The sequence below is a fragment of the Mesorhizobium sp. WSM4808 genome (assembly GCF_055811675.1).
Window position 1 is genome coordinate 1 of sequence record NZ_JBVVQX010000028.1, and the last position, 12,337, is coordinate 12,337.

General features: G+C 61.3%; 7 protein-coding genes and 5 pseudogenes. 7 read left to right on the forward strand and 5 right to left on the reverse strand.

Annotation, left to right across the window (positions count from 1 at the left end; translation table 11 throughout):
* Positions 1-674: pseudogene (locus tag AC0L2U_RS31220) on the forward strand (ISNCY family transposase); the annotation flags it as partial.
* A 135-nt stretch (positions 675-809) separates the two neighbouring features.
* Positions 810-1,222, forward strand: a pseudogene (locus AC0L2U_RS31225) (ISNCY family transposase); the annotation flags it as partial.
* A 311-nt stretch (positions 1,223-1,533) separates the two neighbouring features.
* Here AC0L2U_RS31225 and AC0L2U_RS31230 read toward each other — a convergent pair.
* Positions 1,534-1,718 (reverse strand): annotated as a pseudogene (locus tag AC0L2U_RS31230) (helix-turn-helix domain-containing protein); the annotation flags it as partial.
* Between the two features lie 488 nt (positions 1,719-2,206).
* Here AC0L2U_RS31230 and AC0L2U_RS31235 point away from each other — a divergent pair.
* Positions 2,207-3,186, forward strand: a pseudogene (locus AC0L2U_RS31235) (site-specific integrase).
* A gap of 35 nt (positions 3,187-3,221) precedes the next feature.
* Here AC0L2U_RS31235 and AC0L2U_RS31240 read toward each other — a convergent pair.
* Both AC0L2U_RS31240 and AC0L2U_RS31245 read right to left on the reverse strand, forming a co-directional pair.
* On the reverse strand, positions 3,222-3,857 hold the full coding sequence (locus AC0L2U_RS31240) for a nucleotidyl transferase AbiEii/AbiGii toxin family protein (protein WP_473603229.1): 636 nt from the start codon (positions 3,855-3,857) through the stop codon (positions 3,222-3,224).
* 56 nt (positions 3,858-3,913) lie between these two features.
* Positions 3,914-4,177, reverse strand: a complete 264-nt coding sequence (locus AC0L2U_RS31245) for a hypothetical protein (RefSeq protein ID WP_473560994.1) — start codon at positions 4,175-4,177, stop codon at positions 3,914-3,916.
* A 194-nt stretch (positions 4,178-4,371) separates the two neighbouring features.
* Here AC0L2U_RS31245 and AC0L2U_RS31250 point away from each other — a divergent pair.
* From AC0L2U_RS31250 to repC, 4 genes and pseudogenes are all read left to right on the forward strand, one after another.
* Positions 4,372-5,405, forward strand: a pseudogene (locus AC0L2U_RS31250) (hypothetical protein).
* 627 nt (positions 5,406-6,032) lie between these two features.
* Positions 6,033-7,235, forward strand: a complete 1,203-nt coding sequence (gene repA / locus AC0L2U_RS31255) for a plasmid partitioning protein RepA (protein ID WP_006339593.1) — start codon at positions 6,033-6,035, stop codon at positions 7,233-7,235.
* 79 nt (positions 7,236-7,314) lie between these two features.
* Positions 7,315-8,280, forward strand: coding sequence for a plasmid partitioning protein RepB (gene repB, locus AC0L2U_RS31260; protein ID WP_473603230.1), 966 nt, complete (start codon positions 7,315-7,317; stop codon positions 8,278-8,280).
* A 156-nt stretch (positions 8,281-8,436) separates the two neighbouring features.
* Positions 8,437-9,642 carry a plasmid replication protein RepC gene (repC, locus tag AC0L2U_RS31265; RefSeq protein WP_473603231.1) on the forward strand — a complete coding sequence of 402 codons (1,206 nt, stop codon included), beginning with the start codon at positions 8,437-8,439 and terminating at the stop codon, positions 9,640-9,642.
* 329 nt (positions 9,643-9,971) lie between these two features.
* Here repC and AC0L2U_RS31270 read toward each other — a convergent pair whose 3' ends face one another.
* Both AC0L2U_RS31270 and AC0L2U_RS31275 read right to left on the reverse strand, forming a co-directional pair.
* Positions 9,972-11,144, reverse strand: a complete 1,173-nt coding sequence (locus AC0L2U_RS31270) for a site-specific integrase (RefSeq protein WP_473603233.1) — start codon at positions 11,142-11,144, stop codon at positions 9,972-9,974.
* 9 nt (positions 11,145-11,153) lie between these two features.
* The gene (locus tag AC0L2U_RS31275; protein ID WP_473603252.1) at positions 11,154-12,248 is read right to left on the reverse strand and encodes a hypothetical protein; all 1,095 of its coding nucleotides are present in this window, start codon (positions 12,246-12,248) and stop codon (positions 11,154-11,156) included.
* Positions 12,249-12,337 lie beyond the last annotated feature (89 nt).

The following is a 12,337-nucleotide window of genomic DNA, read 5'->3' on the forward strand; positions in this document are numbered from 1 at the left end:
CAGTGTGAGGCAATCGAGAACATCCGAGTGAGGCAACGGCATTGTTCTTTGGGAACACTCTTGGGCGAGGCAATACGCGCTCTCACTTTGATTGCCGCGCCGCACTGGTCCGCGACATCCCTGGAAGGCGCAAATTCGCTGGGCAGCACCATCCCCTGGCACGATCACTGCCGCGCGGCGAAGAAGCGGGCTCGGGCGATCGAGTATACCCGCGGTCGCCCGAAACGGGTTCAGCACTACCGCGCACGGGGCCGGCCGGCGAGAAGCTTGTCAGTCTGTTCGAGCCGCATGCCGACATCATCGTCAAGGGCAGCCGCGACGTCGATTACGGACATAAGCTCAATCTGACCACCGGCAGGAGCGGACTGATTCTGGATCTCTTCATCGAAGCCGGCAATCCGGCCGACAGCCAGCGGCTTTTGGCCTTACTGGAGCGCCACATCGCCTTCTATGGCGAGGCGCCGCGGCAGGCGGCCGCCGACGGCGGCTATGCGAGCCGTGAAAACCTGCGCCAGGCCAAGGCTGGGGTGTGCGGGACATGGCCTTCCATAAGAAGAGCGGCCTCCGGATCGAAGATACGATCAGGAGCTGCTGGGTGTATCGCAAGCTCAGAACTTCCGGTCGGCATCGAGGCCGGCATCTCGTGCCTGAAGCGGACCTATGGCCTGGCCCGCAAGCCCTGTGCCATCACGCCTCCCGAAAAAACCGCTTCAGCGAGAAAGCACCTCTAAAACCCTGAAAAACAGGCGTTTATGGACGGGCACTAGACGTCGCGTTTATGGACGGGCACTAGACGTCATGTTCCAGGGCTGAGATCGGTGGCCCGCCCTTTCGTGCGAGTATTCGATCTTTTCGCCGAGCACGAGATCGGTCGTGAGTTGGAGGCGATGTCGCAGTGGCTGGACGCCCATCGCGACGCACAGTACCGCCAGTTGAGCTACGAGGAGTTGGCGTTTCATTTGGAAGATTCCGCCTCGTCCGGGCCTTTGCCCGGCTGCCATGGGCATGGAGCCCGAAAAAGTCGGTCTTGCACAAGACGATCAGCGCGATCCGGGCGGACACCTGCGAAGCGGTCAACAAAATGCTGCTGGCCAGCGCCCGGCAAGAAAGGTTGCAAAACGGCAAGGTCGTGCGTGTGGACAGCACCGTCACGGCGGCGCCTGAACGCGCGAACTCGCACAATGTCTGGCTCGCCGAGGAGGTCTTTGGCCGCCTGCGTCAGATGGACGTTATCCGTGCTCAAAGGGCTCAATCCAGATCTTCGACTGAGGGAACAGGTTTGCTTGAATCGACGCCCCGAAGCGAGCCCACTTCATCGTCATCCACATTCGTTTTCGCAAGCCGCTGGCGGCCTTGTGTCTTGTGTTCGCCTGCTCGATCAGTTCGCGCTGCGAGAGTGCAGTGCGAACAAGGACGTGCATGTCAATTCGCGTTTGCCCTGAGCGCTGAGTTTGCGCCGGGCAGCTTGCGCCCTCCCATAATGTAATCGGCGCCAGCTGCCGCATAAAACGGCGAGTAGGGCAGACTCGACTAGAGGTCAGAAAAGAACCCTGTAAGCGTCGTTCCAAGGGCATCCACAACGGCCCCACGGGTGTCAATCGAGGGGCTCATTTTATCCCGTTCCATTAAGGAGATGGTAGAATGAGAGATGCGGGAACGAGCGGCGAGTTCTCGAACGCCCGCCTCAGCTCCCGAAGTTTGCTTCCGATCTTAGGCATTGGACCTCCTATCGTCTTTGTCTCAACAGGTGTGCCGGGCCGCATTTGGCACGCCTCAGTTGCCGAGTGGTGAAGATACTTAACAGGCGGTTTCTGGGCAAGGGTAAGACACTCAATGTTCGTGTTGACGGGCTGCCAGATTCAGTGCCGTTTCAGCTCCAGCCTCGACGCATGCAGCAGTCGGGCAACTTCTTGCCTAACCAGTGAAGCCGTAACGGCGATGCCACTTCCATCCAGCGATCTCAACTCGAGGGAGGGCACATTGCCGGTCCGTGGAACTTCCCGTCTAAGCTGAATACTGGGAATCGACGGGCAACTCTGCTGCGACGGCCTGCGCCAGCATGGCTGCTGTCGCGGCCGACAGGGTCCAGCCGAGGTGGCCGTTGGTCGAGAGCGCCTGGACCTATCGACATCCGCCCAAGGTCGGGAAGGCGAAGCTATACAGGCCCATTTGTAGGATAACCGCCTGCAGTTTAGACGGCCATTCCATGCATCACGGTGAAATCACGGGTGCCCGCGGCTATGTGGAGGCGGCGAGCGCGGCCAACACCCGCCGCGCCTACGCCGCCGACTGGAAGCATTTTTGCGACTGGGCGCGCAGGCAGCATCTCGAGGTGTTGCCGCCCGATCCGCAAGTCGTCGGGCTCTACACCACCGCCTGCGCGTCCGGCACGGCCACCGGCGACAAGACGCCAAACTCCGTTTCGACGATCGAACGCCGACTGTCCTCGCTGACCTGGAATTTTTCTCAGCGTGGCCAGCCGCTGGACAGAAAGGACCGGCATATCGCCACCGTCATGGCCGGCATTCGCAACAGCCACGCCTCCCCTCCCCGGCAGAAAGAAGCCATTCTGCCGGAGGATCTGATTGCCATGCTGGAAACGCTGGAGCGCGGCACGCTGCGCGGCTTGCGCGGCCGCGCCATGCTGCTCTTGGGTTTCGCCGGCGGCCTGCGCCGCTCCGAAATCGTCGGTCTCGACTGCGGCCGTGACCAGACCAAGGATTGTTCGGGCTGGATCGAGATCCTGGAAAAGGGGTTGCTGGTGACGCTGCGGGGTAAAACCGGCTGGCGTGAGGTCGAAATCGGGCGCGGCTCGTCCGATGCCACCTGCCCGGTTGTCGCGGTGCAGACCTGGCTCAAGCTCGCCCGTATCGCACATGGACCGCTGTTCCGGCGCGTCACCGGACAGGGCAAGGCGGTCGGCGCCGATCGGCTCAATGACCAGGAGGTCGCCCGCCTGGTCAAGCGCACCGCGCTGCCGCCGGCGTGCGCGGCGACCTGCCGGAAGGCGAACGCGGAAAGCTCTTCGCCGGCCATTCGCTGCGCGCTGGCCTTGCCTCCTCGGCCGAAGTCGATGAGCGCTATGTGCAGAAGCAACTCGGCCATACCAGCGCCGAGATGACCCGCAGGTATCAGCGGCGGCGTGACCGCTTCCGGGTCAACCTCACCAAGGCGTCCGGGCTCTGAAGAGCCCCCTCCCCGGTTGAGCGCTGGTGAGGCGGTCAGGTTCTTTGAGGTGATGACAACGCATCGTCGAGCACAGCGAGCGCTGCGTCCAGACTGTCGGCGGCCGACGCTTCGTACTCAGGCATGATCATCAGCTGCGCGATCGCGCGGCCGACGAATTCCGGGTTGAGCTTTTCCATCCGCTGTCTGGTGCGAGCGACCTGTTCTGGGAGCGCACGCAGAGCGTTGACGACCTCGTCCAGTTGCGACCGGGCTGCGGCGGCGATGTCGAAGATGTCGCGCGGTTTGGCTTCCGATCCCCGGTAATAGACCTTCTTGGCGATAATTTCCGGAATGGTCTCGAGACGCACCGTCCTGCCTTCCACCATGCGGGTCTCGAAAGGCGTCGTTGTCAGCGCTCCGGCAACGATGAAGTCGATTTCGCCAACGCCTTCGAAGGCGAACTTCTGAAATCGAAGCCCGTCACCCAGATAGTCGGACGGCATCGCTTTGAAGTGCAGGTGGCTTCTGGAGGGGTCGATGAATCCGAGCAATTGAGGGTCGTCGAGGAAGATATCGATGTCATGGCTTTCGCGATGGCCGATCTGGATCATCATCGCCGTTCCGCCGCCAAATGACCATTCAAAGTCATCGCCGCCGGCATTTTCGCGAAGCTGATCGATCAGGTCCATAGTGATACCAAAAAGCCGCCGCCATTCGGACGGGCGTCGGCTATCAAGTCCAGCCATTACGCGGCGAGCGGATAGCTCTCGCCGGACCAGGCAGAGAACTTGGCGGCAAACGCCTTCAGGTCGTCGACCGCGATGTGGTGCGCGGTTGCGAACTCGACTTGCTGGGCGAGAGGGACCTCGCCGAGAAAGGCGCTGACATGACCGGGATGCTGCTTGGCCAGATCGATATCAGCAAGGCAATGCGCCAGCGCCGCCTCGTCCAGTTGATCACTGTAGGGCGCGTTCACCGTCGTCAGGACTGAACCCAGATGCTTGCTCATCATGCGTGCAAGATAGTCGTTTCAGGCTTGTCGCACAAGTTGCCGCCCTCTAGCGCACCATCGGCGATCCCGGACGTCAGCGTTGTTCTCGTGACCGAAATCAGCCAGAATCACCCTCCAAGATCGCCGACTACGACGCGCGGCGTTCCCTTGATGAAAAAAGCGGGGATTTCCCACCCGGCCGGAGCTCGAAAATGACCGAGCAAAAACCCGTCCGCCTGGCTGACCCCGCTTCCGTCGAAACCGTGCTGGCGGCTTTAGAGCCGCAGTCAGCCGACATCGAACTCGCCCCTGCCCTGAACAAGGCCTTTCCAGGCTTCGTCTTCACCGTCGCGACCATCGACGATTCCTACTGGTGCAACCCTCACGACGTTGTCGCTGCCGACGGCACCCGCCTGGGCGATCATCGCGCCTGGGTCGAGTATGAACTGGCCGAAGTCGGCGGTGACCTCAACGCCTTCTGGAATCGGCATCGTCAGAGCGGGGAAAAATTCGCCGAATGGCGCGGCACCACCGCCTTCGCCTTTGCCCCGACCGGTCCCGGCGTCGCCGACTTCGTGCAGATCTCGCTCGGCCGCGAGATCGAGTTTCTGGCTGGCGCGGTGGTCGATCCCGACTATCGCCCCCGCAACGTCGACGATCTGTTTGAGCCGACCTGAGTTTTACGCGGTTCCGCGGTCGAGACACAACAGCTCGCAGGGCCAGTCTACCGGCTGCGCGGCCGTTCCGGCGGCGGCATCGTCCACATGCGCAGTTTTTTGGCGCGCCGGACGCGCATCGAACGCGAACTGCGCGAGGCGCAGCGGCCCGAGCTGGAAAACCGTGTCGTCCGCGAGGTCGGGCCAGATGGCACGCGCGACACCGCGTTTTTTGACGCCACTCTTGATCAGGTGCGGCCATCGACAGCATCTTTGCGCACTGGGCCTTCGACATCCACGACCTCGAGGATCGCGGCCGGCGCGAGATCGGCTTTATTCCGCGGCCCGTCAAAATCCCGACTGAGAGGCTGCTCGCCGAGGAGGGCGTCTCTGTGCACCGGCTGATGGAACGGTTCGAGGCGATCGACACCGAAATCGGTCTGCCCTTCGCGTGGTTCTTTCTGATGACCCACGGCCACTTGGTCGATCCGAATGTCGGTCACGCGATCGCCGACGGTTTGCGCACGGGCCGGGTGCGGCTACCCGATCAGGACGCCGCCGTTCTGCTCGCCCGGGCGGACAAACCGTAACTGTTTTGAGCGAGACGCAAAACTGTGGCGCCGAGGCGCTTGACACGCGGGATTCGGTGCCGCCCCTTCGATCGTAGCGCGGTTTTGGTCGGCATCTCGCCCGACGACGGCCTCAGACACTGCGCCGTCTGTCTCGGTCAGCAATCGACCGCACGCGCCGGCAACGCGGTGATCATCGGCCACCGGGAACTTCTGCGCACACTTCCGTGAGATCGCGCAAATGGCCGCCGGAACTGCAGATTTGTTCGGCCAGTTCAGCTCGCGGCCAAGATACTGGCGCATTTCTGCGTGGCCATATCTCGATAACCTCCTGCAATGCCCTGGGCTGCCCCCCGATGCTCGGCTCGTCCTGTCGGCAGCGGCTGCAAGTCCGGCCAGCTCAATTGCTGCTGCGCGACTCGTTTTACTGCCGTAAATTCTGGTGCTTATGGCAGAGGAAACATAGGCTTAGGTCTGCACGGCTGGAAACCGTGTCGGCGATGATCGAGATGTTGGCCCCGAGAGCTGGTCCGCACCGTTAACCTTTTGTTAACCCAAAACTTCTTGCTGTGCTTGGCCGAATCGGAGCTTAATGGCGCTTGTTGGATAATTTCATCGCAAAAAGCGCCAATTCGGATTTCGACGAGAATGAACATCGCCATGCGGCTACCAAGCTTCGAGTTCGATGACAAAATTCTCGAGCAGGGTGCCGAGATATCGCGACGCCTCAATCAACTCCGTATGGAGAAGTTTCCGCCCGACGCGACAAAGACACTGCGCACGTTCTCAATGGCTGAAGTCGCCCACTATCTTGGCGTGTCGCAGAACAATTTGAAGCGTCTTCATCTCGAGGGCAAAGGACCCCTGCCCGCTCAAAATTCCTCCGGCCGGCGGTCTTACACGGCGGAGCAGATGCTCGAGCTGCGCCATTTCCTGGACCGCCATGGCCGGACCGAAGTGAAGAAGTACGTGCCGCACCGCAAGCCTGGAGACAAGCTCCAGATCGTTGCGGTCGTAAATTTCAAGGGAGGCAGCGGCAAAACCACCACGGCGGCCCACCTCGCCCAACACCTGGCCCTGACGGGGCATCGCGTTCTGGCAATTGACCTCGATCCGCAGGCGTCGCTTTCTGCGCTTCATGGGTTCCAGCCCGAACTGGACCGCAACCTCTCTCTCTACGAGGCAATCCGTTACGATGAGGATCAAAAGCCGATTTCGGACGTGATATCGCCGACCAACTTCCCAGGCTTGGACATCATCCCAGCCAATCTGGAACTCCAGGAGTACGAGTACGACACGCCGCTAGCGATGCAGGACAAGTCGTCCAGTACAGGCCGGCAGTTTTTTACCAGAATCGCAAAGGCTCTGTCAGAAGTAGACAGCCGCTACGATATCGTAGTCATCGATTGCCCGCCGCAGCTTGGCTATCTAACCCTGACGGCGATGTCGGCAGCGACATCCGTTCTGATCACGGTTCATCCGCAGATGCTTGATCTGATGTCCATGAGCCAGTTTCTGCTGATGCTCGGGGGCATACTGAAGACCATTAAGGCGGCTGGCGCGGAAATCCAGTTGGACTGGTTTCGTTACCTCATCACCCGCTACGAGCCCACGGACATTCCGCAAGCGCAGATGGTCGGCTTCATGCAGTCCATGCTGGCCGGTCAGATCCTTGAGAACCCGATGCTTAAGTCAACTGCCATCTCGGACGCCGGTCTGACCAAGCAGACCCTGTATGAGGTGGAGAAATCGGCGTTTACGCGCTCGACCTACGATCGGGCGCTTGAGTCACTTGATGCAGTGAATTCGGAAATCGTCGATCTCATTCATCGCACATGGGGCAGGTCATGATTGAAGGGCACTTTACTGCAGTAAAAATAGGCGGTTTTTTTACGAAATCAGTAGCCTAGCGGAAAATCGGAGCGATTGAATGGCCCGCAAGGACGTATTCGGGAGCGTGATGGGGGCAGGGGCTGCTGCCGGGGAGGTGCGGGACGTCGCCAACTACGCCGTTCGAGGCGCCTCGCGATCGATCATGCAATCCTTTGAGGAGCTGTCCAAGAGTTCCGTGGTCGATCTGGATCCCGCCCTGATCGACAGTTCGTTCGTTTCAGATCGTATCGACGACGCTGATGACGAGTTCCTTGAGCTGCTAGCGGCAATTCGGGAGCGCGGGCAAGATTCCCCCGTCCTGGTCAGGCCGCATCCATCGGCGCCAGGGCGCTATCAGACTGTCTTTGGACACCGAAGGCTCAAGGTCGCCCGGCATTTGGGCCGGCCCGTTCGAGCGGTCGTCAAGAACATGGACGATAAGGACCATGTGATAGCCCAGGGGCAGGAGAACGCTGCCAGGGCAGATCTGTCCTTCATTGAACGGACCTTATTTGCCGAGCGTATCCTCAAGGCTGGCCATTCGCCTGAGACCGTCAAGCTGGCGCTAGCGCTGGACGATACGACATATTCCAAGATGCGCTCGGTTACCAGCCACGTCCCCGAGGGAATTATTTTGGCGGTCGGAGCGGCCAAGGGCATAGGTCGAGATCGCTGGTGGCAACTTGCAAAGCTGATGGAGCGTCATGAAAATGGGCTCAGGTCAGCGGACTATGTCAAGAGCGCAGACTTTTCGTCGCTTCAGAGCGATACCCGCTTCACACGATTGTTTGACTTCCTGAGTTCCGTTCCGAATCGTGCCCGAGCGCCGGCGAAGTCGCAAGACAGAGCCTGGACGCCAGGAGACAAGTCCGTACGCGCCAAGATCACCGATACGGGAAAGATCTTTACGCTAGTCTTGAAATCGAAGGACGCGTCGACCTTCGGCGCGTTCATTGCTGATAGGCTAGACGAACTTTTCGTGGCCTTCCGGGAATCGGAACAGGCAAAGAAAACAGGAGACTGAACCGCAAAAGAAAAAGGCCCCCGAACGTCACCGTCGCGGAAGCCCTTCTCAACCATAAGCAAGCTGAGAATCACATTTTCGCGAATCACTGTCAAGAGTCTTTGGCGTCGTTTTGGCGAGCAGATTTTTTTTGCCTAATTGAAGGCGAAGGAAGAAATGGAGACGGGTATTGCAACGACGCCCTTTGGGCGGCGGCCGATGTCGCTTGCCATGCTGGCAGCGCAGAACGATTCACGTGAGATCCCCAAGGGCAGGGTCGTCGACAAGTGGCAGATCTACCGCAACCTCTGCGAGGGCAAGAGCATCGCCGGCGTCGGCGATCGTGCCCTGGCCGTGCTGAATGCGTTGCTATCTTTCTATCCTGACAGCGACTTAAGCGAGGACAACGACCTCATCGTCTTTCCCTCGAACGCACAGTTGTCGCTCAGGGCGCACGGAATGGCCGAGCCCACGGTCAGGCGGCACCTGGCGGCTCTTGTTGATTGCGGGCTGATCATCCGGCGGGATAGCCCGAACGGCAAGCGTTACGCCCGCAAGGGCAGGGGAGGGGAGATCGAGGAAGCCTTTGGCTTCTCCCTAGCCCCGCTGCTGGTCCGTGCTTACGAGTTCGAGGCGGCCGCCGAACGTGTTCGCGCCGACAACAGGGCGCTCAGGCTTATGCGCGAGCGGATCACTTTGCACCGCCGGGACATCCACAAGCTGATAGAGGCCGCCCTTGACGAAGATGTCCCGGGCGACTGGGGAGGCCTGTGGAAGCGTTTCCGCCAGGTTGTGGAGGTAATTCCGCGCCGAGCCTGCATTGCCGAGCTCGAGCCCATCGTTGCCGATCTGGCCGCCTTGCGTGATGATGTGGATAAGCTGCTGGAAATCCATATGAAATTCACGAATCCGAGCGGCAATGACTCTCAAAACCAGCGGCAGCAATCTGATTCAAATACAGACTCTATTTTTGAATTTGAACCTGCTTTAGAGAAAAGCGGGGCGACGGCCGAGCCAAGGACGAGGAACGCAGAGCCCCCGAAAACGTATCCGCTAGGGCTTGTGCTGAGGGCCTGCCCCGAAATTGCGGACTACGCCGTCGATGGCATCGACAATTGGCGCGATTTCATGATTACCGCCGCCCAGGTGCGGGGCTACCTTGGCGTCTCGCCGTCGGCGTATGAGGAGGCCTGCCATGCGATGGGCCAGGAAGCCGCCGCGATCGTGATTGCCTGCATCCTGCAACGCGCTCAGCACATCAATTCCGCCGGCGGATACCTGCGCGTGCTGACTGACAAGGCCAGGGCAGGGGCGTTTTCGGTCGGACCAATGCTGATGGCGGCGCTGAAGGCGAACGGCGCCACGGCGAGGATGGCGGGATGAGCACGGGGACGGGTGTCGGTATGATGCTGAAGGACCTTGATCGCGGCGCGAACGGCACTGGCGGAACTCCGCTTGTCCGGACAGTTTCCAAAGGCGGTCCTGGTCAATTCGATCCCGCGCCTCGACGCGCTTATCACCGACCTGCCGGGTCGGGATCCGAGGTTCGATTTCCCGCGGTCAGTTGCCTTGGGGTTATTGGGCACTTTGTACAGGGCACTGCCTTTGGTCTCGACATCTCCGCGCAGCGTAAGAGCGGGAGCTTGTTGTACGGCGCGTTCCGCGCGAAACGGCATGCGGGCGCCGCGAGCGACCCGCACCATCATCCGGATCTATATGATCACCCGCGCCGCCCTTCCGAGCGTCCGCTCCGCATCGTTGTAGTAGTTCGAGGCCTGCTGCACGGAGCGGTGCTGCGACTGCTGCATGGCTTCGGGAAGCGGAATGCCACGGCGGGCAGTCTCAGTGAGATAGCCGGAGCGCAGGCCGTGGGCGGAAAACGCCATCGGATCAAACCCGGCCTCGGCGATGCGGCGCTTGAGGATCAGATTGACCGCCTGCGGCGTCAGCGCGCGTTTTTCGAGATTGCCCCAACGATCGATGCCGCGAAACACGGCGCCCTCGGTGAGCCCGGCGCGTTCGAGCCATCCTTTCAGCGCCAGCACCGGCCGGCCGACGAGCAGCACGAAGGCGTCGCTGTCGGCCTGTGTCGTTTTTGTCCGGCCGAGTCGGATTTTTAGGCACGGCAGTTTGTCCAAAGAGTCGGGAACATTGGGATCAGCCGGCGCGGGCTCTTCTTCGATGATCTGCTCGAACCTGAGCGAAGCAATTTCGCTGCGACGCCGGCCGCCGGAGGCGAAGGCGGTGATGAGGATCGCGCGATCCCTGACGTCGACGAGACGGTCGCCGGCGCAGGCTTTTAGGAGCGCGGTCAAAATGTCGGCGGTCACCGCCTTCTTGCTCTTGCGTCCGCGCGGGCGGGCGCTGGCGCGCACCGCGAGTTTTATGGCGCTGCGCAGGCCGGGTGCCGAAAAATTTCCCACAAGACCGCGCCAGCCGGTCAGCGTCGACCAGCTGGACAGACGCCGGCGCACGGTGTTCGGCGCGTGCGGTCCATCGACACGCAACAGTTTGGCCGACTTCAACGCCGCGGTCACGTCTTCCGGCATGCCGTGCGAAACGTCGGTTTCACGCTTGGCGGGATCCCACAGGTGATGGGCGACGAATTTTATCAGCAGCGCCTCCGGCGCCGGCCAGGGCAGCGAAAAATTGGTCGCGGCTAGCGACCAGGCCTCGAGGTAGCCGAGGTCGGAGGCCAGCGCCCGCAGTGAATTCTCGCCGATGCCTTCTTTGGCGAGATGGCGCAGGGTGGCGACATCGTCGTCGGTGAGGATTTCGGCCAGAAAATCGCGCCGGTCGAATGGCAGCACCGAATCCAGCGCGTCGAGTGCCTCCGCACGGCGCAGTTTTTGGTCGGATGCGGGCTTTGGCAGGCGAAGATCCATGACGGCGGCTCAGAACAGATATTTTTTGTCTGCCCAGGCGAGCAGCACGGCGGCGTCACAGTCTGGCAAACGCACCCGTCCTTGGCGCAGGCCTTCAGCGATCGCATCGCCGACGTCCGGATCGACCCAGTGCCCGTGCGTCATCAGAAAAAACCAGGCGAAGGGCAAGCCAATTTTTTGGTCTATCGCCTCGGTCCGCTCCATTAGCCGATGCACCGACACGCCCTCGTCGGCCAGCAGCCTCTCGGCCGGCATTTTCAGCGGCCGCGGGATAAAACCGATTTCGCGCCGGCCAGGATGCTCAAAATCGTGGATGTCGAAGGCCCAATGGTCAAAAATGCGGTGGGCGCAAGCGCTCGACCGCTCCCAGTCGGCAAAAAAGCGGTTCTCGCGCGGCACAAAATCGAACCAGTCCGGATTGGCGTCTAAAAACGCGGTGTCGCGCGTGCCGTCGGGGCCGACCTCACGGATGATGCGGTTTTCGAGCTCGGGACGGCTTGCCTCGCGCTGGTCCTCGTCGATACGCTTCCGGCGCGTCAAAAAACTCCTCATGTGAACGATGCCGCCGCCGGCGCGGCCACGCAGCCGGTAGACTGGTCCTGCGAGCTGTTGCGCCTCAGCAGCGGAATCGCGAGAAACCCAGGTCGGCTCGAACAGATCGTCGACGTTGCGGGGACGATAGTCGGGATCGACGACCGGTCCGGCCAAAACCTCGATCTCGCGGCCGAGCGAGATCTGCAAAAAATCGGCGACGCGCGGCCCGGTCGGCGCAAAGGCGAAGGCGCTGGTGCCGCGCCATTCGGCGAATTTTTCTTTGCTCTCCCGATGCCGGTTCCAGAAGGTGGTGAGATCACCGCCACATTCCTGCAGCTCGCGCTCGACCCAGGCACGATGATCGCCGCGGCGCGTGCCGTCGGCAGCGATAACAGCGTGAGGGTTGCGCCAATAGGGGTCGTCGATCGCCTCGACGGTGAAGGCAAAGGCTGGAAAGGCCTTGTTGAGGGCAGGGGCGAGTTCGGCGTCGGCCGACTGCGCCTCCAGGGAGGCGAGCACGGTTTCGACGGAAGCGGGGTCGGGCAGGCGGACGGGTTTTTCTTCGCTCATGCCAGACGGCCTTTTTCGCGGCGGAATAGCCGCGCCTTGCGTCATTCTTGCTCGCGAGCGACGTCGCCAGCCGGCTGGAGGACGATTCT